This window comes from Pantoea sp. R102, from assembly GCF_004916815.1.
GTDB classification, from domain to species: Bacteria; Pseudomonadota; Gammaproteobacteria; order Enterobacterales; family Enterobacteriaceae; genus Pantoea; species Pantoea dispersa.
On record NZ_SDFT01000037.1, the window covers coordinates 1 to 20,159 of the forward strand.

Genomic DNA, 20,159 nt, shown 5'->3' on the forward strand with positions numbered 1-20,159 from the left:
CAGCTCAACGCCCGGCGTACCGCCACGTGCGGCCGCAATCTCCACCGTCACTTTCGGTGCTGGTAGCTGACCGCCTTCGCCCGGTTTAGCGCCCTGGCCAATTTTGATCTCCAGCTCTTCCAGCATCGGGTCGGCCAGATAAGCCGCCCACACGCCGAAACGACCGGACGCCAGCTGTTTGATGCGCGATGCGCGAATGGTGCCGTGGCGTGAATAGTGTTCGCCACCTTCACCACAGTTACTCATTCCGCCCACCATATTGGTGCCGTGCGCCACCGCTTCGTGCGCCGGCGCGACCAGCGCGCCGTGGCTCATAGCGCCTGAGGCGAAGGTACGGGTGATTTCGTGCGCCGGCTGGATCTCTTCCAGCGGCAGCGAAGGCAGCGCGGTAAAGATTTTTGCCAGATAGTCTGCTGCCTGGCCGTAAGCGGTAATGTGCAACACGCCTTCAGTGATGCTGCTGCTTTCGATCTCATCGTTAAAGCGGGTTTTCAGCGCGCGTGACAGCGCGGCCAGACGCTCGCTCTCCGGCTTCAGGCCGGCAATAGCATCAATCAGACGCAGCTCAAACTGGTTGAGGCTGCCGTTCACCGCTTCGCAGCGCAGGCCGCGAATGGCGAAGCCGTTGTTGACCAGCGAGTAGCGGCCCAGCTTGCGGCCAAATTCGGCTTCGCTGTCCACGTGGGTCAGATCGCACGGCAGCGCGAGGATGTCGCGCAGCGCCGCCGGACGACGCTTACGCTCGGCGTGCATCAGGCTGGAGAACTGACGGTAATCTGGCGTGATAGCAAAGCTGTCGATCACCGCATTCGGGATGCGCTCGAAGCTGCTGTCTTTGAACGACTCGGCTTTGATGCTGAACGCGTTGTCCAGCCTGGCCAGCGTCATCAGACGGATAAAGTTGTCCTCTTCGCGCGCTTTGTCGGCGAAACGAATCGGCTGCTCTGTCATATCAATAAAGGTACGTACTGCGATGGTGCCATACGAGTGGCCCGCACCCTCAGAACGTTCTTTGAACAGACCCAGCAGTGGCACTTCGGCTTCGCCCTGAATTTTCAGTGCGCTCTGGTGCCAGTCCACCGCCATTTGCGCGATGGCCGGGAAGCCCGCGCCGCCCACCGGAGTTTTGATATTCGGGAAATATTTCTTCAGCACCGGATCTTCGGTATCGAGGAAGTTCGGCTCGAAGAACTCACCGCAGCTGTAGCTCTCAACGGTACACAGGCCCACTTTGCCCATGGTTTTCATCAGCGCTTTTTCTGCCGCTTTGGCATAGCGTTTGAACGCTTTGTTGCCTTCTTCACCTTCACCAAACTTCTCTTCTGCACGCATCTGTACGCCCAGCGGATACACGGCAGAGGCGCCGAAGCCGAGCGTGGCGGCGATATGGTGCGAGGAGATGCTCTGGCCGCTCTCGACCACCAGTGACACATCCAGACGCAGGCCTTCCTGCACCAGACGCTGGTTGATGGCCGACACCATCAGCAGCATCGGAATGGCAGCATGGGTTGACGAGATATGGCGATCGGTGATCACCGCGATGCCGCCCTGCTGACGGGCAAAATCCACCACCTGCTGCGCCAGGTTATCGATAGCGTTTTCCAGCGCTTTGGCGTTGGCGGCGCGGCTGACGATGTCTTTACCGATCACCGGCTCATACAGCATCTCGAAGCGCGCATACGGCGCCACTTTCTGCTCGCGCAGACGCAGCATGTCCAGGTGCGTCAGGATTGGGCTTGGCACGATGATCTGCTGGCCTTTACTGCGGCCGAGGTGCGGTTTAGCGCCAAGGGCCACGCGCAGCGTCATGCCGTCCGCTTCACGGATGGAGTCGAGCGGCGGGTTGGTGACCTGTGCAAAGCGCTGCGAGAAGTAGTGCGCCATGCCGCCTTCATGATCGGACAGGCCATTGATGGCGTTGCCGTAACCCATCGCGGAGATCTTCTCAGCGCCGGTTTGCAGCATCGGGTCCATCATGAATTTGAAGCTTTCTTGGTTGTAGTAGTAAGCCACAAAGCGCTGATAGGTTTTCAGGTCGCCGCGATAGCGCAGCGGTGAGCCGAGTTTCTCTGCCGGCACTTCCGGCAGCTGCTGCAGTTCAACGCGTGCCGCCTGCACCAGGGAGAGATAATCTTTTTCCGCCGCCAGCTTTTCCAGCGCCTGCACGGTGGTGTAAGAGCGTTTCTCTTTGTGATCGTAATAGAGCATGCCGCCAGCTTCGATACGGCCACGACGCAGCACGCTCTCCGGTGGGAAGGCGATCTGGCCGGCTTCTGACATCGCACCGATGTACTCAGCGGTTTCGACGGAGCGCAGCGGACGCAGGCCAAGACGGTCCAGCCTTGCGCCGATCACTTCGCCGTTACCGAAGATCAGCGCGGCGGGGCCGTCATTCTTCTCTTCATACAGCGAGAAGTATTCCAGCATGGCGCGCACTTCAGCCGACAGCGAGGTGTCGTTTTCCCACGCCGGCGGCATCATTGAAACCACGGCGTTGATCAGATCGAGGTTATCTTCCATCAGACGGCTGTGGATGCTCTGATCGAGACGCGAACTGTCAGACTGGCCTTTTGGCCGCACGATCTTTTTGCCGCGCGCCAGCATCAGTGCCGCTTCCGCGATGCGGTTTTTACGGTCCGTGTTCAGCTCACCGTTGTGCGCCATCAGACGGAACGGCTGCGCCATTGTGGTATGCGGATCGGTATTGGTGGAGAAGCGGGTATGGAAAAACAGTCCGCGCACCTGATGATCGGGATCGGTCAGATCTTTGAAGTAAGGAATTACTTCGTTGGAGTTCAGGCGGGCTTTGAACACCTGAGTGCGCGACGACAGCGACAGCGGATAAAGGCCGCCGAATTCGCTTTCGGTAAAGGCGCGTGCTTCGATGTCCAGCAGCGCACGGTAAATGTGGCGCTCGAAGTCGCTCTGCTCGGTAACGTCCTGCGGTGCGGCAAACACCCACTGCACGATCGGCAGCTGGAACTGCTGTGCGGCCGGGCGCGTGACGCTGTTGTCCAGCGGCATATCACGCTTCAGCAGCACCGGGAAGTTGTAAGCGGCCAGCGTCTCTTCAACCAGACGCTCTGCGTTCGCGCGCAGCGCCGCATCTTTTGGCACAAAGAAGTTGCCCACGCCAAAGCGGCCCGCTTCCAGCGCCTGACCGGTCAGCTTACGGAAGAAGTTCAGGGAGAGGTCAACGTTAACGCCCGCGCCATCGCCCACACCCTCTGCAGACATCCCGCCACGGTGCGGTACCGTGCACAGGGCGCTATGCGCCATCTGCAGGATTTCATGGGTCTGCTCGCCGTCCTTGCGGGTAATAAAACCTACACCACAGCTGTCGCTTCCTGCTGATGGATCATACAAACCCCAGGGGTTAGGTTGTTGAGTGGACATTGAGGGTCTCCTTAAACTGCTTTAGACATTACCTGCATTATTTCAGGCACAGAGCGCTGCTGCGTGCTGTATCAATTTGTTTTCGCGCGCTTTTACGCGGACGTCGCAACACCGGACAACGACAATCAAGGCACTGATTCACGTCCTTGATTGGCTGTCCATAAAATCCGGTCTCTAAGGGAGATAACTTGCATCCAGAGGGAGTCTTCTTGCTGCATAGATATGCCGAGACACAGTCCCGACTGGAAAGCATCCAGCGGAATTCCAACTTATCGGGAAAGCGAACTCAGGTCAAATAGCCAGCTTTATTACGGTTAATTAGCCTTTTTGCGATTTAACTGTATGATTATTATGTTTTTATTACGTAAATATATGTCAATCTGACCTTTCTGATTCCCTTATGAAGTGTGAGCCGTCTCACTGTGTGATCGGCCTCATATTTCCAGACCATGCTGTTGAATGTGGGGATGCCAGCACAAAATTCTGTTTGGACCGTTTCGTGCACAGCATGTATCTGTTTTTCTTATGGCGGAACATTTGAATCAAAACGCGGTTGCCATTAGTAAAATTAATTAACCAGGGTGTGATTAAAACAGCACTTAAGCTGAATGGATATGCAATAACGGAAGGCAACCATCAGGAGGGATGGCTGCAGAAAGCGGATGCGCCGGGCACGCGGCACGGGGACCCGCAAAAGCGCGGCCCTCCAGATTATTCAGTTAGCAGAATTAGTCAAGCGCTTTAGGCATAAAGGCGGGAACGTCGGCGAAACGTCGCGCTGCTGCACCATAACAGGGCGTAAAGTCAGTCCGCACGGCGCGTGCGGCGGCGCAGCGCGCAGATAATTACGCTATGATGAGCCAGATTCGTTCAGGGAGCGCGTAATGAAACAGATTCGTCTTTTAGCACAGTACTACGTGGATTTAATGGTCAAGCTCGGGCTGGTGCGGTTTTCGCTGCTGCTGGCTTCGGCGCTGGTGGTGCTGGCAATGGTGGTGCAGATGGCGGTCACCATGGTGCTGCGTGGCCACGTTGAAAGTATCGACGTGGTGCGTTCGGTGTTTTTTGGCCTGCTGATTACCCCGTGGGCGGTCTACTTTCTCTCCGTGGTGGTCGATCAGCTGGAGGAGTCGCGCCAGCGGCTGTCGAAGCTGGTGGACAAGCTGGAGGAGATGCGCACGCGCGACCTTGAACTGAATCAGCAGATGAAAGAGACCATCAGCCAGCTGAACCAGGAAATCAGCGACCGTATTAAAGCAGAGCAGGCGCGCGAGCAAGTGATGGATAAGCTGCGCGAAGAGATGACGCGGCGTGAACAGGCGCAGATTGAACTGGAGCAGCAATCTTCCTTCCTGCGTTCGTTCCTTGATGCCTCGCCCGACCTGGTGTTCTATCGCAACATCGACAAACAGTTCTCCGGCTGTAACCGTGCCATGGAACTGCTCACCGGCCTGAGCGAGAAGCAGCTGATTGGCCTGACGCCGCGCGACATTTATGACGAAGATGCCGCCACCAAAGTGCTGGAGACCGATGAGAAGGTGTTTCGCCACAATGTGTCGCTCACCTATGAACAGTGGCTGCAGTATCCGGACGGGCGCAAAGCCTGCTTTGAAATCCGCAAAGTGCCGTATTACGACCGCGTCGGTAAGCGCAGCGGCCTGATGGGCTTCGGACGCGATATTACCGAGCGTAAGCGCTATCAGGACGCGCTGGAGAACGCCAGCCGTGAAAAGACCACCTTTATCTCCACCATCAGCCACGAGCTGCGTACGCCGCTTAACGGCATCGTCGGGTTAAGCCGTATCCTGCTGGATACCGATCTCAACCAGGAGCAGCTGAAGTACCTGAAAACCATTCACGTCTCGGCCATCACCCTCGGCAACATCTTTAATGATGTGATTGAAGTCGACAAGATTGAACGGCGCAAAGTGCAGCTGGATAACCAGCCGCTGGATTTCACCGGCTTCCTCGCCGACCTGGAAAACCTCTCCGGCCTGCTGGCGCAGCCGAAAGGGCTGAAGTTCGTCATGGCACCGGAGTTGCCGCTGCCGCACAAGATTTCCGCCGACGGCACGCGCCTGCGCCAGATTCTGTGGAACCTGATCGGCAATGCCGTGAAGTTTACCCGGCAGGGCGAAATCGTGGTGCGCGTCGCCTATCGCCAGGACGAAACGCTGCACTTTGAGGTGCAGGACTCCGGGATGGGCATTCCGCAGGAAGAGCAGGACAAAATCTTCGCCATGTATTACCAGGTAAAAGATCAGCACGGCGGTAAACCGGCCACCGGCACCGGAATTGGCCTGGCGGTGTCACGCCGGCTGGCGCAGGCGATGGGCGGCGATATTACTGTTAGCAGCGCACCGGGTCAGGGCTCGTGCTTTACCGTGGAAATTCACGCGCCGCGCGTGGCGGATGAAGTGGAAGATGAGGATCAGGACGACAGCATGCCGCTGCCGCCGCTGCACGTGCTGCTGGTAGAAGATATCGAGCTCAACGTGATTGTGGCGCGCTCGATACTGGAGAAGCTGGGTTGCAGCGTGGAGGTGGCGATGACCGGCGGTGAGGCGCTGGCGATGTTCGATCCGCAGGAGTTCGACCTGGTGCTGCTGGATATCCAGCTGCCGGACATGACCGGCCTCGATGTGTCGCGCGCCATTCATAAGCAGCACGCCGGCGTGACGCTGCCGCCGTTGGTCGCGCTGACTGCCAATGTGCTGAAGGATAAAAAAGAGTATCTCGATGCCGGCATGGACGATGTGCTGAGCAAACCGCTGGCGGTGCCGGCGCTGACCGCGATGATCAAGAAATTCTGGGATTACCAGGCCGAAGCGGAAGCGGTGGTGAGTGACGCCGACGCGGAACAGTCACGCACGCTGCTGGATGTCGACATGCTGGAGCAGTATATCGAGCTGGTTGGTCCGGGGCTGATCACCCAAAGCCTGACGATGTTCGAGCAGATGATGCCGGGTTATCTTGAGGTGCTGGACTCCAACATGATGGCGCGTGACCAGAAGGGCATCGCCGAAGAGGGGCACAAGATCAAAGGCGCGGCGGGCTCCGTCGGCCTGCTGCATCTGCAGAAGCTGGCGAAACAGATTCAGTCACCGGAATTGCCGGCCTGGTGGGATAACGTGCAGGAGTGGGTCGACGAGCTGAAGCACGAGTGGCGGCACGACGTTGAAGTATTACGGAACTGGGTTGCGGAGCGGGAAAAATAGCGCGGGCCAGAAAAAAAATGACCCCAGTCGAAACCGGGGTGCGCGAATACTGCGCCAACACCAGGGAAATGGGCGCTGCTGCTATTATTAGAAATCGAATACAAAAGCAACAGCGTGGTATTGGTTAACGCTTCAAAATCACCTTAGCAAATTCGCCACAGCTTGTGACAAGATTCATTAAATTGTGTGATGTTGAGCAGCGTTTAAATACAGAAAACATTAATTTGCTGACACAGTCAAGCAAGGAATCAATTTCTTTGGCGTATTGCACTATTTTTGAGCAAATGTTCGGTTTTTTGCCTGGTTTTCCCACAGTCGCGGTCCGGAAAGCGCTGTGCGGCGAAGGGAAACGGCAAAAAGCGCAGCGCAACGGCCGTTTTTATGCTCATGTTATTGATTTTAATAATGAATAACCAGATTTTGCGGCGGTTATCCAAAACGTTTTGGAAACCCCCGGCTGAAAGTTCCAGTTCGGGCATTGAACGGTTAGCGTAAACCGGATGGGCGGTAAAACGTTTTACAGGTTGCGCCTTGGTCTGAAGCGTAATTGTCGCTATTTGCGCCGTGTTTTTCAGAATGGTCTCGGTTGTCAATGAACATCTTCACTGACTACTAAAGATGATAGTTAAACATCGTGAAAGGTTTAACGTGAGCGGTATCACAATCGGTTAAGTATTTATGCCTGTCCGCGCTGCGCGATTTTTCTGCATGGAACCGATTCCTTTTTGCCGGAAGTGCTTGATGCGACTGGCTCTAATAGAGGAACGATGGTTGCCCGCGCAATGAGTTTGGCTGGTGGTCGCGATGCCGCAGAGATAAAATTCCGGCTTGCATCACCGCTATTTGAAATCATGACCTGAGTAATTGATTAATCCAGGGAACCGGTAAGAGACGATTGCATGAGTAAGAGTAAAGGGAAGATGGTCCAGCGCCTGAAGCGGCTGGCTGGCAGGGTGCTTCTGGCATGGCTGGGTCTGTGGCTGGCCGGTATTGTGCTGTTCGCATTTTTGCCGGTGCCGTTTTCGGCGGTAATGGTGGAGCGGCAGCTTGGCGCGTGGTTCAGCGGACGCTTCGATTATGTCGCCCATTCAGACTGGGTGGGAATGGATGAGATTTCACCGTGGATGGCGCTGGCGGTGATCGCCTCGGAAGATCAGAAGTTTCCTGAGCACTGGGGCTTTGACGTGCAAGCCATTCAGCAGGTGCTGGACAATGACGGCAGCGAACGGATGCGCGGCGCATCAACGCTGTCTCAGCAGACGGCGAAGAACCTGTTCTTGTGGGATGGCCGCAGTTGGGTGCGCAAAGGGCTGGAGGCCGGGCTGACGGTGGGGCTGGAAACGGTTTGGACCAAACGCCGCATTCTGACAGTCTACCTGAATATTGCGGAATTCGGGAACGGGGTGTTTGGTGTGGAAGAGGCATCGCAGCGCTATTTCCACAAGCCTGCCAGTCGCCTGAGCATGGCGGAAGCCGCTTTGCTGGCGGCGGTGCTGCCGAATCCGATTCGCTTCCGCGCGGATGCACCGTCCGGCTACATTCGTCAGCGCCAGCAGTGGATTATGCGCCAGATGCGCCAGCTGGGCGGCGAGGGCTTCCTCAACCGTTACCAGCTGCACTGACGCGGTTAGTCTTCGTCAAAACCGGCTTCAAACAGCTCAATGACCGCGGCCAGCGCCTGGGTTTCCTGCGGGCCGCTGGCCTCGATTTCGATATGACCGCCTTTAGCGGAGTCGAGCATCAGTAGCGCAATCACGCTGCTGGCTTCGGCTTCGGTGCCGGCCTCGTTACGCAGCAGCACTTCCGCATCAAAACTCTGCACCAGCTCAAACAGCTTCATCGCCGGGCGCGCATGCATACCCAGCTTATTTCGAATCTCAACGGTTTGCTTCACGGTCATGATTTGCGTTTTTCCAGGGTGCGATGACGGGACTGCACATTTTTACCGCGCGAACGGAAATAGTCTGCCAGCTGTTCGGCAATGTAGACCGAACGGTGCTTACCGCCGGTGCAGCCAATCGCCACCGTCAGATAGCTGCGGTTATTGGTTTCCAGCATCGGCAGCCACAGCTCGAGATAGCTGCGTGTCTGGTAGATAAAGTTGTGCACTTCGGTGTGACGATCGAGGAAGGCCGCCACCGGACGATCGAGCCCGGTCATCGGACGCAGTTTCGGATCCCAGTGCGGGTTAGGCAGGAACCGCACGTCAAACACGTAATCAGCGTCGATCGGGATGCCGTGCTTGAAGCCGAAGGATTCAAACACCATGGTGAGTTCACGCTCACGCTTGCCCAGCAGGCGCGTGCGCAGCATTTCTGCCAGCTCATGCACCGACATCTCTGAGGTATCGATGATCAGATCGGCACGCGAGCGCAGCGGCTCCAGCAGATCGTTCTCCTCATCAATGGCGCTTTCCAGCGACAGATTTTTGCTGGAGAGCGGATGCAGGCGGCGCGTGTCGCTGTAGCGGCGGATCAGCGTGTTGCGATCGGCGTCCAGAAACAGCAGCTGTGGCGAGAACGCTTCCGGCAGATTGTTCAGTGCCTGCTCAAACACCTCCGGTGATTCCGGCATGTTGCGCACGTCAATGCTAACCGCCGCTGAGATATTGCGCTCGGTTAAGGTGTTCGCCAGCTCCGGCAGCAGCACCACCGGCAGGTTATCGACACAGTAGAAGCCCATATCCTCGAGGGCGCGCAGCGCGACTGATTTTCCTGAGCCTGACCGACCGCTAACGATCATCAGCACCATCACATTTCTCCCGTGTTAAACCGGCACGCAGGCCGGTAAAAGTGTCTGTCGCTTAAGCGTGATCTTCCTGAGCTTCTGTAATGATGGCGTAGAGCTCTTCATCGCTCTGTGCCGCGCGCAAACGGCGGCAGACGGTTTTATCCGCCAGGCGTTTCGCCACCAGCGACAGGGTGTGCAGATGGGTTTTGCACTGGTCTGCGGGCACCAGCAGGGCAAACAGCAGGTCAACCGGCTGGTTGTCGACGGCGTCAAAGGCGATAGGCTGGTCGAGGCTGATAAACACGCCAACGGCGCGCAGCGTATCCTCCTCCAGCTTGCCGTGCGGAATGGCGATGCCGTTACCAATGCCGGTACTTCCCATGCGTTCACGGGTCAGGATGGCTTCAAAAAGCGTCTGGTGCGGCAGATTGAGCTGCTTAGCGGCCAGCTCGCTGATAATTTCCAGCGCGCGCTTTTTACTCTGGCAGTGTACGCCGCTGCGGGTGCAGTCCAGCGAAAGGACCGCGCTCAATTCCAGTGTCAGATCGTTGTTCATCATCGTTTCACTTGCGTGTTCACATAGCCGTAAGGCACGTACCGGGACACCGCGAACGGGCAGGGCAGGTGACTGCAGGCGCTTGCGCAGATGACAAAACGGGGCGGTGACCCGCCCCATTTCTCCTCTGAGTGCTGAACCCGTCAGCACTCTGCAAGCGTGAAGGTTAGTGTTTTTTCAGTTTGTCTTTGTGTTTGGTCAGCTGACGGGCCAGCTTGTCAATTAACCCGTCGATGGCCGCGTACATGTCTTCCGCTTCCGATGTGGCGTGCAGCTCCCCGCCGTTGACGTGCAGGGTTGCTTCCGCAATCTGCGTCACCTTCTCCACTTTCAGAACAATATAAACCTGATTGATACGATCAAAATAGTGTTCCAGTTTGGCAAATTTGTTATTTACAAATTCGCGCAGTGGGTCGGTTATCTCAACATTCAGTCCGGTAAGGTTTAGCTGCATAGGTCTTCCTTCTTGTTTCGGTCAAACCAGCTGCTTGCGCTGGTTTGATGGCGGTATAGATAAAGACTCGCGATACTTAGCAACCGTACGTCGCGCCACCATGATGCCCTGTTCAGATAACATGGAGGTCAGTTTGCTGTCGCTCAAGGGTTTTGCGGGATTTTCCGCGGAGATTAATTTTTTCACCAGTGCACGGATCGCCGTCGACGAGGCTTCGCCACCGCCTTCGGTGCTGACGTGACTGGAGAAAAAATACTTCAGTTCAAAAATGCCACGCGGGCTGTGCAAATACTTTTGCGTGGTGACGCGGGAAATAGTGGATTCATGCATATCCACGGCCTGGGCGATATCCGCCAGCACCATCGGACGCATATACTCTTCACCCTGTTCAAAAAACGCCTGCTGCTGTTCGACAATACAGCGCGTCACTTTCAGCAGCGTGTCGTTGCGGCTCTCCAGGCTCTTAATCAGCCAGCGGGCTTCCTGTAAATTGCTGCGAATAAACTGGCTGTCACTGTCATTACGCGCAGAACCGCCCATCGCGGCGTAATGCTGATTAATCTTCAGGCGCGGCAGGCTGTCAGCGTTCAGCTCCACCGTCCAGCGCGTGCCAGTCTTGCGCACCAGCACATCGGGAATCACATACTCGGGCTCGCTGGTATTGATCGACTGCCCGGGGCGCGGATCGAGCGACTGAATCAGCAGCATCGCTTCCTTCAGCACCTCTTCTTTCAGCCGCGTCACGCGCATCAGGCTGCGGAAATCATGGTTAGCCAGCAGGTCGAGGTGCTCGCTGACGATCAGCCGTGCTTCGTTTAGCATCGGCATATCGGCCGCATACTGCGACAGCTGCACCAGCAGGCAGTCACGCAGATCGCGTGCGCCGACGCCCACCGGATCGAAACGCTGTACGCGCTTCAGCACCGCTTCCACCTCTTCCAGCGTCAGCTCTTCGTCACCAATACTGTCACAAATGTCCTGTAAGCTGACGGTGAGATAACCGGTATCGTCGATGGCATCGACGATGGAGGTAGCGATGGCGCGGTCGGTGTCGGTGAACGGCGTCAGTTCCACCTGCCACATCAGATAGTCCTGCAGCGACTGCGTGGTTTCACCCTGATACACCGGCAGCTCGTCGTCCTGGTAATCGGTGCCGGTGCCGGAGGGCGTGCCGGCCGTGTAGATCTCGTCCCAGGTGGCATCGAGCGGCAGCTCTTCCGGCATCTCTTTCTGTTCGAGTGCCTCACGGGTATCTAACGCCTCGTTCTCCTGAAACTCGCGGGCGTCGACTTCATCGTGCAGATCGGTTTGTTCAAGCAGCGGATTGCTTTCCAGCGCCAGTTGCAGTTCCTGCTGGAGTTCAAGCGTAGAGAGTTGCAGCAAGCGGATTGCCTGCTGCAACTGGGGGGTCATCGCCAGCTGTTGGCTGAGCCTGAGTTGCAAACCTTGCTTCATAATCCGGCTAGAATTTCCTAAGCAAATGTCGGGTATGCCGACACCTTATCAGAGTCTGAACTCTTCGCCCAAATAAACCCGCTTAACCTGCTCATCTGCAAGAATTTCATCTGGCGTGCCGTGGGCAATCAGATGGCCCTGGCTGACGATATATGCGCGCTCACACACCGCGAGCGTTTCACGCACGTTGTGGTCGGTGATCAGCACGCCGAGGCCGCTGTCACGCAGGTGTTCGATGATCTTTTTGATATCGATAACGGAGATGGGGTCAACGCCGGCAAAAGGTTCATCCAGCAGGATAAACTTTGGATTGGCGGCCAGCGCACGGGCAATCTCGACGCGGCGACGTTCACCGCCCGACAGCGCCTGGCCCATGCTGTCGCGCAGATGGCCGATGTGGAACTCGTCCATCAGCTCATTGGCGCGGTCCTGACGCTGCTCTTCCGTCAGATCGTCACGCACCTGCAGTACCGCCATCAGGTTGTCGTAGACGCTCAGACGGCGAAAGATCGACGCTTCCTGCGGCAGATAACCGATGCCGCGGCGCGCGCGCGCATGCAGCGGCAGAATACTGATATCTTCTTCATCAATGATGATGCGGCCGGCATCACGCGGCACGATGCCGACCACCATGTAGAAGGTGGTGGTTTTACCGGCCCCGTTGGGGCCCAGCAGGCCGACAATCTCGCCGGATTTCACCTGCAGGCTGACATCTTCTACTACGCGACGGCCTTTGTAGGCTTTCGCCAGGTTTTCAGCGACTAATGTGGCCATAGCGATCAGTTACTCTTTTTGGGGCTCGCAGACGAACCGTTTTTATCCTGCAGCTGCGACGGCACCAGCACGGTGGTGACGCGCTTGCTCTGGCCCTGACTGTAGGCCTGCATTTTCTGCTCTTTCACCAGATAGGTGATGCGATCGCCTTTGATGTTGCTGTCCTGCTGCTCAATAAAGGCGTTGCCGGTCAGCTCGACGAAATCGTTGGCCAGCTCATAGTGCAGTTTGGCGGCGTGACCCTGCACCGGTTTGCCGTTGTCCTGCATCTGATAAAAGGTGGCCGGATTGCCGTAGGCATCGACGATGGTTTTGTTGCTGTCGCCGCCGGGACGCGTTACCACCACTTTATCGGCGGTAATTTTGATGGTGCCCTGGGTCACGATCACGTTGCCGGTAAAGGTGGCGACGTTACCCTGCAAATCGAGCGCCTGGTTCACCGAGTCGATGTTAACCGGCTTGTCCGAATCGCCCGTTAACGCCAGCGCCGGCAGGCTGGTTGCCAGCAGCGCACTCACCAGCAGCAACTTAAGGCTATTTTTGTTCATTTTGAATTTCATAGGAGGTTTTGACCTTTTCAAGCAGCTCGGCATTCTTTGTCCGTAGGTTGCCGCGCATCTTCATGCCAGTGGAGTTAAAACTGCGGCCAAATAGGGTGACCTGATCGTCAGACGTCACATCCTGGCTGACCAGATTAACCTGAGCATTATCCGTGATGATGCGCTCAAGCTGGGAATCCTGCGTCAATGTGTGTACTTCAACGTGGCCATAAAGATACAGCATACGATCTTTCGTCAGCTTTGCCTTGTCAGCACGAACCGACCACGTGGGCACTTTGTTTTCGTCGTAAGTGGTCATCACCGGATTATCGAACCAGCTCACTTCTTCGGCCGAAAAGTAGGTCACTTTATCCGAGACCAGCTTATAGGCCAGCGCACCCGTCGGGTTATACACCACGGTGCTGGAGTTAGCGCTGGTGTAGGTCGGCGCCTGATCGTTGGTCGCCACCGGCGTGGCGCTGTCGTCCTGGTTGGTAAGATTCCAGCCGATCAGCACCAGGGCGATCAGCGCCAGAATCAGCGTTATCCAACGCCTGCTTTTACTCATACTGATTGCCCTTTGGCATCCTCAAATTTGTTCTGCGCCAGCAAAATCAGGTCGCATAGCTCACGTACTGCACCGCGACCGCCAGCAATGCGCGTCACGTAATGCGCGCGCGGCAGTAACACCGGATGCGCATCGGCGACGGCCACGCTCAGACCCGCCTGTGCCATTACCGGCCAGTCGATCAGGTCGTCACCAATATACGCGACCTGGTCTGCCGATAGTGACAGTTTATCCAGGAGTTCGCGCCAGGCCAAAAGCTTATCCGACTGTCCCTGGTAAAGATGCGTAATGCCGAGCGTTTTACAGCGATCTTCCAGCAGTTTAGCGCGACGGCCGGTAATAATAGCCACTTCGATGTCCGAGGTCAGCAGGCAGCGCACGCCGTAACCGTCGCGCACGTTAAAGGCCTTTAGCTCTTCACCGCTGTTGCCCATGTAAATCAGGCCGTCGGACATCACGCCGTCGACATCGCAAATCAGCAGGCGGATGTTGGCCGCCCGCGCCATCACGTCGGCGCTCACCGGACCGTAGCAGGTGTCGACCATCGTGGTTTCAGCACTCATTGTTGTTTCCCGTTCAGACCACGCCAGCGCGCAGCATGTCATGCATATGTACCACACCGAGTAGGCGATCGTCATCGGCCACCAGCAGCGCAGTGATGTTTTTGTTTTGCATCAGATTAAGCGCGTCCACCGCCAGCAGGTTGGGGCGCACGCGAATCCCGCCGCGCGTCATGACATCCTGGATACGCGCCGACTGGAAATCGATGCCCATATCGAAGATGCGGCGCAGGTCACCGTCCGTGAAAATCCCTTCGATTTTCATCAGGTCGTCGACAATCACCGTCAGGCCGAGGTTTTTGCGCGTAATTTCCAGCAGCGCGTCGCGCAGCGAGGCGTCACGGGTGACGTGGGGAATTTCATCGCCGCTGTGCATAATGTCGCTGACGTGCAGCAGCAGTTTGCGCCCCAGCGCGCCGCCCGGGTGCGACAGCGCGAAATCTTCCTGCGTGAAGCCGCGCGCCTCCAGCAGCGCCACCGCCAGCGCATCGCCCATCACCAGCGTGGCGGTGGTGCTGGAGGTCGGTGCCAGCCCGAGCGGACAGGCTTCCTGCGGCACTTTCACGCATAAATGCACATCGGCAGCCCGGCCCATGGCGCTCTCCGGACGGCTGGTCAGGCAAATCAGCTGCACTTTCTGCCGTTTGAGCACCGGGATCAGCGCGAGGATTTCGCCCGACTCGCCGCTGTTCGAGATGGCGATCACCACATCATTGGTGCTGACCATGCCGAGATCGCCGTGGCTGGCTTCACCCGGGTGGACGAAGAACGCCGGCGTGCCGGTGCTGGCGAAGGTGGCGGCCATCTTCTTGCCGATATGGCCGGATTTGCCCATGCCCATCACCACCACTTTGCCACGGCAGGCAAAGATCATTTCGCAGGCGCGGCTGAAATCGGCGTTAATATACTGGTCGAGCTGTTCCAGCCCTTCGCGTTCAATGCGCAGTACCGCTTTACCTGCCTGCTGGAAGTCGAAATCCGGTTGCTGATGTGACATGGTCAGTCATCCTTAATAGCTTGCGATAAGCGTGGGGCTGAGCCACAGCCACAGCACCCACACGATAAATCCACCTAACAGCAGCGTGCCCGCTATGCGGCCGATGCGGCGCTTGCGCAGCAGGCACAGCAGGGCGAACAGCACGCTGACGCCCAGCATAATCCAGTAATCCCGCGCAAAGGCGTGCGCATCGATCGCGCCGGGATGCACCAGCGCCGGCAGGCCCAGCACAATCGCCAGATTGAAGATATTGGCGCCAATCAGGTTGCCGATGGCGATATCGTCCTCGCCTTTCAGCGCGCCGGCCAGCACCGTGGCCAGTTCCGGCAGGCTGGTACCGACAGCAATCAGCGTCAGTCCCATCACCAGTTCGCTAACGCCGAAGTAATCCGCAAACACCGTGGCGTTGTCGATCACCATGCGCGTCGACATCGGCAGAATAATCAGCGCCACCGCCAGCCAGAGAAACGCCACCGTATTGCCGTTTTCGTCACGCGGCAGCTCCGCCAGTTGTTCACGCGTCAGGGTGTCATTATTATCGCGCTCGGCCCGCCGGGCGATGCGGATCGCCACCAGCAGATAACCCAGCGCCAGCAGCAGCAGTGCTACGCCATCCAGCCGGCTGAGCTGGTTATCAAACAGCATGATGCCGCTGAGCAGTGAGACCAGCAGCAGCAGAGGGAGTTCGCGGCGAATCAGATTGGAGTGTACGGTTAAAGGGTGCAGCAGCGCAGCGCCACCAAGGATCAGCAGAATATTGGTGATGTTCGAGCCCAGCGCGGTACCCACGGCTAAATCCATCTGACCATGCTGCGCGGCAGAGAACGAGACGATCAGTTCCGGCAGTGAAGTGCCAATGCTCACCACCGTCATGCCAATGATCAACGGGGGAATGCCAAGGGATCGACACAGGATCGCGGCGCTGAACACCAGGCGGTCAGCTCCGTAAGCCAGTAAAATCAATCCGATAAACAGCAGGGCAGTGGCTACGAACATGAAAAATCCTTGATGGATAACGGTGCCGGCAAACCTTGTCCGACAGGTAAAAGCAGTGCGCGTGCGGAATCAGGCGCTGATTTTGACTGTCTGAGAGGCAAAAGTAAATTTTAAGGCCGTTTTCGCCACACCGGACGGGTAAGTTTCTGTAAAACTATCGTGCATTGTGGTTTACCAGGCTACCATCCACCACGTTAATTACGCCCGATCCGTTTAAAGAGGTAATGATGATCCAGCAGCAAACGAATCTGGTTGAGGTTCGTGGCGTCAGTTTTACGCGCGGCAATCGCACCATCTTCGACGACATTTCGCTGACCGTTCCGGCGGGCAAAGTCACGGCGATTATGGGCCCTTCCGGCATCGGTAAAACCACCCTGCTGCGCCTGATTGGCGGGCAGCTGCAGCCGGACAAAGGTGAGATCTGGTTTCGTGACCAGAACATTCCGACGCTGTCGCGCCGTAAGCTGTATGACGTGCGTAAAAAAATGAGCATGCTGTTCCAGTCCGGTGCGCTGTTCACCGACCTTAACGTCTATGAAAACGTTGCCTGGCCGCTGCGCGAACACACCCGGCTGCCAGCGGAATTACTGCACAGCACGGTGATGATGAAGCTGGAAGCCGTCGGACTGCGCGGCGCAGCACAGCTGATGCCGGCCGAACTCTCCGGCGGCATGGCGCGCCGGGCGGCGCTGGCGCGTGCAATTGCGCTGGAGCCGGAGCTGATCATGTTCGACGAACCCTTCGTCGGCCAGGATCCCATTACCATGGGCGTGCTGGTCAAGCTGATCGATGAGCTCAACCATTCGCTGGGCGTCACCTGCATTGTGGTTTCACACGATGTGCCGGAGGTCTTGAGCATTGCCGACCATGCCTATATTGTTGCCGGGCAAAAGATTATTGCTCAGGGTAGTGCGCCGCAGCTGAGGGAGAATCCCGATCCGCGCGTGCGCCAGTTTATTGAGGGTCATGCGGATGGTCCGGTGCCGTTCCGCTTCGCTGCCGGGGATTACCTCAGCGATCTGACCCGCACAGGGAGAAGCTAAACTGATGTGGTTACAGGCACTGGCGTCATTTGGGCGTCAGGGAATTAACACCTGTGCGGCCTTTGGCCGGGCGGGCTTAATGCTCTTCCATGCGCTGGTGGGTAAACCGGCGTTTCGTAAGCATGCGCCGCTGCTGGTGAAGCAGCTGTATAGCGTGGGCGTGCTGTCATTGCTGATCATTGTGGTCTCCGGCCTGTTCATTGGCATGGTGCTGGGGCTGCAGGGCTATCTGGTACTCACCACTTACAGCGCGGAAACCAGCCTGGGTATGCTGGTGGCGCTGTCGCTGCTGCGCGAACTGGGGCCGGTAGTCACCGCGCTGCTGTTTGCCGGGCGCGCCGGTTCGGCGCTCACTGCGGAAATTGGCCTGATGAAAGCCACTGAGCAGCTCTCCAGCATGGAGATGATGGCGGTTGATCCGCTGCGCCGCGTGGTCTCGCCGCGCTTCTGGGCCGGCTTTATCAGTATGCCGCTGCTGGCGCTGATCTTTACCGCGGTGGGCATTGCCGGTGGCGCGCTGGTCGGGGTGGCCTGGAAAGGCATCGACCCGGGCTTTTTCTGGTCGGCGATGCAGAACGCGGTGGATTTTCGTACCGATGTGATCAACTGCCTGATCAAGAGCGCGGTGTTTGCCATCACGGTGACCTGGATCGCGCTGTTCAATGGGTATGACGCCATCCCGACTTCGGAAGGGATCAGTCGCGCGACGACGCGTACCGTAGTCCATGCTTCGCTGGCGGTGCTTGGACTGGATTTTGTGCTGACGGCACTGATGTTTGGGAATTAATGCAATGCAAAGCAAAAAAAACGAAATCTGGGTTGGCGTGTTTATGCTGGCGGCGCTGCTGGCGCTGCTGTTCCTCAGCCTGCGCGTCGCCGATCTTAAATCGCTGGGTACTGAGCCAACGTGGAAGCTGTACGCCACCTTCGATAATATCGGCGGCCTGAAAGTCAGCTCGCCGGTGAAAATTGGCGGCGTGGTGATTGGCCGCGTCACCGACATTACACTGGATGACAAAACGCTGTCGCCGCGCGTCACCATGGACATCAGCGAACAGTATGCCAATAAAATTCCTGACACCAGCTCGCTGGCGATTCGCACCCAGGGTCTGCTGGGTGAGCAGTTCCTCGCGCTCAACTTAGGTTTTGACGATCCGGAGCTTGGCTCGGCGATGCTGAAAGATGGCGGCACGCTGCGGGATACCAAATCGGCGCTGGTGCTGGAAGACCTGATCGGCCAGTTCCTCTACAAGAGCGGCGACAACAAGGACAATGAGAAATCGTCGGGCGCCGCCAGCGCGAGCGCCCCGGCAGCACCTGCTACAACGGAATAACCCAGAGAGGTACAACACGATGTTAAAACGTTTCCTGATGGTGGCCCTGCTGGCCATCGCGCCGCTGGCGGCAAACGCAGCGGATGCCAACCAGAGCAATCCGTACAAGATGATGAACGAAGCGGCGGAGAAGACCTTTACCCGCCTGAAGAACGAACAGCCGAAGATTAAGCAGGATCCGAATTACCTGCGCGAAATCGTGCGCCAGGAGCTGCTGCCGTACGTGCAGATTAAATACGCGGGGGCGCTGGTACTGGGCCGTTACTACCGCGAAGCCACGCCGGCGCAGCGCGACGCCTACTTTGCCGCGTTTGGGGATTATCTGGCGCAGGCTTATGGTCAGGCGCTGGCGTTGTACCACGGCCAGACTTACCAGATTCAGCCTGAGCAGCCGATTGGCGATGCCAATATCGTGGCGATTCGCGTCACCATCATCGATCCCAACGGTCGTCCGCCGGTGCGCCTTGATTTCCAGTGGCGCAAGAACAGCCAGACCGGCAACTGGCAGGCTTATGACATGATTGCCGAAGGCATCAGCATGATCACCACCAAACAGAATGAGTGGAGCGATCTGCTGCGCACCAAAGGCATCGACGGCCTGACTGCGCAGCTGAAAACCTATGCCGCGCAGCCTATCACCCTGGACAAGCAGCAATAATGAGCGAACCGTTACGCTGGCAGCGCACTGCCAGCACGCTGGCCCTAAGCGGCAAACTGGACCGCGATACGCTGCTGGCGCTGTGGCAGGCGCGTGACAGCGCCATGGCCGGTATCACCACGATTGACGTGGCGGCGCTGGATCGGGTTGATTCTGCCGGGCTGGCGCTGCTGGTGCATCTGCGCGAAATCGCGCGGGCGCAGGGCACGACGCCGCTTTTCAGTGGTATCACCGATAAGCTCGACTCGTTAATCAAGCTGTATAACCTGCAGCAGATTATTGTTTCTGCGGAACAAATCGCCTGATTAACGGCGCTGCTGACAAAGCCCCTGATTTTTTCAGGGGCTTTTGCGTATTTAAGAGTCAGGCGCTTTCCTCTAAGATATCCGCCTTATTATTATCAAGTGAAGCAATGAGCGATGGAAAATAGTGAAGTTCAGGCCGTGCTAATGCAGGCGCTGCCGTTAGAAGAAGTACATGTTCTCAGCAACGATGGCAGCCATTTCCAGGTCATTGCCGTGGGCGAAATGTTTGGCGAGCTGAGCCGCGTAAAGAAACAGCAGGCTGTGTACGCGCCGCTGATGGAATACATTGCGGATAACCGTATTCATGCGGTGTCCATCAAGACTTATACCCCAGCCGAGTGGGCGCGCGACCGTAAACTCAACGGTTTCTAAGCGCCACTCTGGCTGTTTTGTTGATAGATAATTGAGAGCCGTGTTAATGGACAAATTTCGTGTGCAAGGCCCCACCCGTTTAAGCGGTGAAGTGACCATTTCCGGGGCGAAGAATGCTGCGCTGCCGATTCTGTTTGCTGCGCTGCTGGCTGAAGAGCCGGTAGAGATTCAGAACGTGCCGAAGCTGCGTGACATCGATACCAC

Annotated in this window: 20 protein-coding genes and 2 pseudogenes; 9 read left to right on the forward strand and 13 right to left on the reverse strand. The window is 57.2% G+C overall.

All coding sequences use genetic code 11. From position 1 onward, the window contains the following. Nucleotides 1–3,396, reverse strand: a 3,396-nt coding sequence (locus ERD80_RS04555; protein WP_248295824.1) for a glutamate synthase central domain-containing protein, incomplete at its 3' end; no start/stop codon positions are given. A gap of 884 nt (nt 3,397–4,280) precedes the next feature. Here ERD80_RS04555 and arcB point away from each other — a divergent pair. Then, nucleotides 4,281–6,705, forward strand: a pseudogene (gene arcB / locus ERD80_RS04565) (aerobic respiration two-component sensor histidine kinase ArcB). A gap of 157 nt (nt 6,706–6,862) precedes the next feature. On the opposite strand, the gene ERD80_RS04570 reads toward arcB, so the two are convergent. Then, a complete protein-coding gene (locus tag ERD80_RS04570) occupies nt 6,863–7,207 on the reverse strand; it encodes a hypothetical protein (protein ID WP_136545911.1) in 345 nt (114 codons plus the stop codon). Nucleotides 7,208–7,513: 306 nt separating this feature from the next. Between ERD80_RS04570 and mtgA the strand changes: the two genes are divergently transcribed. After that, on the forward strand, nt 7,514–8,236 hold the full coding sequence (mtgA, locus tag ERD80_RS04575; protein WP_136545913.1) for a monofunctional biosynthetic peptidoglycan transglycosylase: 723 nt from the start codon (nt 7,514–7,516) through the stop codon (nt 8,234–8,236). A gap of 5 nt (nt 8,237–8,241) precedes the next feature. Here the strand turns inward: mtgA and npr are convergent, their stop codons facing one another. The 11 genes from npr to ERD80_RS04630 form a co-directional block, all read right to left on the reverse strand. Further along, complete coding sequence (npr, locus tag ERD80_RS04580; protein ID WP_058759594.1) at nt 8,242–8,514, reverse strand: PTS phosphocarrier protein NPr; 273 nt, start codon at nt 8,512–8,514, stop codon at nt 8,242–8,244. Then, nucleotides 8,511–9,365: an RNase adapter RapZ gene (gene rapZ, locus ERD80_RS04585; RefSeq protein WP_021507744.1), complete on the reverse strand. Its 855-nt coding sequence runs from the start codon at nt 9,363–9,365 to the stop codon at nt 8,511–8,513. The genes npr and rapZ overlap by 4 nt, the downstream gene beginning before the upstream one ends. A 52-nt stretch (nt 9,366–9,417) precedes the next feature. After that, a complete protein-coding gene (ptsN, locus tag ERD80_RS04590; protein WP_031279741.1) occupies nt 9,418–9,900 on the reverse strand; it encodes a PTS IIA-like nitrogen regulatory protein PtsN in 483 nt (160 codons plus the stop codon). Between the two features lie 166 nt (nt 9,901–10,066). Then, complete coding sequence (gene hpf / locus ERD80_RS04595; RefSeq protein WP_010618250.1) at nt 10,067–10,354, reverse strand: ribosome hibernation promoting factor; 288 nt, start codon at nt 10,352–10,354, stop codon at nt 10,067–10,069. A gap of 21 nt (nt 10,355–10,375) precedes the next feature. Then, on the reverse strand, nt 10,376–11,809 hold the full coding sequence (gene rpoN / locus ERD80_RS04600) for an RNA polymerase factor sigma-54 (RefSeq protein WP_031279740.1): 1,434 nt from the start codon (nt 11,807–11,809) through the stop codon (nt 10,376–10,378). 48 nt (nt 11,810–11,857) lie between these two features. Then, nucleotides 11,858–12,583 carry an LPS export ABC transporter ATP-binding protein gene (gene lptB / locus ERD80_RS04605; RefSeq protein ID WP_010618248.1) on the reverse strand — a complete coding sequence of 242 codons (726 nt, stop codon included), beginning with the start codon at nt 12,581–12,583 and terminating at the stop codon, nt 11,858–11,860. Between the two features lie 5 nt (nt 12,584–12,588). Then, a complete protein-coding gene (gene lptA / locus ERD80_RS04610) occupies nt 12,589–13,143 on the reverse strand; it encodes a lipopolysaccharide ABC transporter substrate-binding protein LptA (RefSeq protein WP_031279739.1) in 555 nt (184 codons plus the stop codon). Further along, nucleotides 13,118–13,690, reverse strand: coding sequence for an LPS export ABC transporter periplasmic protein LptC (gene lptC, locus ERD80_RS04615; protein ID WP_021507740.1), 573 nt, complete (start codon nt 13,688–13,690; stop codon nt 13,118–13,120). The genes lptA and lptC overlap by 26 nt, the downstream gene beginning before the upstream one ends. Then, complete coding sequence (gene kdsC, locus ERD80_RS04620; RefSeq protein WP_021507739.1) at nt 13,687–14,253, reverse strand: 3-deoxy-manno-octulosonate-8-phosphatase KdsC; 567 nt, start codon at nt 14,251–14,253, stop codon at nt 13,687–13,689. Before kdsC ends, lptC begins: the two co-directional genes overlap by 4 nt. Nucleotides 14,254–14,266: 13 nt before the next feature. Beyond that, nucleotides 14,267–15,247: an arabinose-5-phosphate isomerase KdsD gene (gene kdsD / locus ERD80_RS04625; RefSeq protein WP_021507738.1), complete on the reverse strand. Its 981-nt coding sequence runs from the start codon at nt 15,245–15,247 to the stop codon at nt 14,267–14,269. A gap of 12 nt (nt 15,248–15,259) precedes the next feature. Then, nucleotides 15,260–16,243 carry a calcium/sodium antiporter gene (locus tag ERD80_RS04630; RefSeq protein ID WP_104093949.1) on the reverse strand — a complete coding sequence of 328 codons (984 nt, stop codon included), beginning with the start codon at nt 16,241–16,243 and terminating at the stop codon, nt 15,260–15,262. 227 nt (nt 16,244–16,470) lie between these two features. On the opposite strand from ERD80_RS04630, the gene mlaF reads away from it, so the two are divergent. From mlaF to ERD80_RS04665, 7 genes and pseudogenes are all read left to right on the forward strand, one after another. Further along, entirely contained in the window at nt 16,471–17,286 is an 816-nt protein-coding gene (gene mlaF / locus ERD80_RS04635; protein WP_021507736.1) for a phospholipid ABC transporter ATP-binding protein MlaF, read from the forward strand. Nucleotides 17,287–17,290: 4 nt separating this feature from the next. After that, nucleotides 17,291–18,073, forward strand: a complete 783-nt coding sequence (mlaE, locus tag ERD80_RS04640) for a lipid asymmetry maintenance ABC transporter permease subunit MlaE (RefSeq protein ID WP_021507735.1) — start codon at nt 17,291–17,293, stop codon at nt 18,071–18,073. A gap of 4 nt (nt 18,074–18,077) precedes the next feature. Continuing rightward, nucleotides 18,078–18,620, forward strand: a complete 543-nt coding sequence (gene mlaD, locus ERD80_RS04645) for an outer membrane lipid asymmetry maintenance protein MlaD (protein WP_136545915.1) — start codon at nt 18,078–18,080, stop codon at nt 18,618–18,620. 19 nt (nt 18,621–18,639) lie between these two features. Further along, nucleotides 18,640–19,278: a phospholipid-binding protein MlaC gene (mlaC, locus tag ERD80_RS04650; protein ID WP_021507733.1), complete on the forward strand. Its 639-nt coding sequence runs from the start codon at nt 18,640–18,642 to the stop codon at nt 19,276–19,278. Beyond that, a complete protein-coding gene (mlaB, locus tag ERD80_RS04655; protein WP_021507732.1) occupies nt 19,278–19,583 on the forward strand; it encodes a lipid asymmetry maintenance protein MlaB in 306 nt (101 codons plus the stop codon). The genes mlaC and mlaB overlap by 1 nt, the downstream gene beginning before the upstream one ends. A gap of 114 nt (nt 19,584–19,697) precedes the next feature. Further along, the gene (gene ibaG / locus ERD80_RS04660) at nt 19,698–19,955 is read left to right on the forward strand and encodes a BolA family iron metabolism protein IbaG (protein WP_007886637.1); all 258 of its coding nucleotides are present in this window, start codon (nt 19,698–19,700) and stop codon (nt 19,953–19,955) included. A gap of 46 nt (nt 19,956–20,001) precedes the next feature. After that, nucleotides 20,002–20,159, forward strand: a pseudogene (locus ERD80_RS04665) (UDP-N-acetylglucosamine 1-carboxyvinyltransferase); the annotation flags it as partial.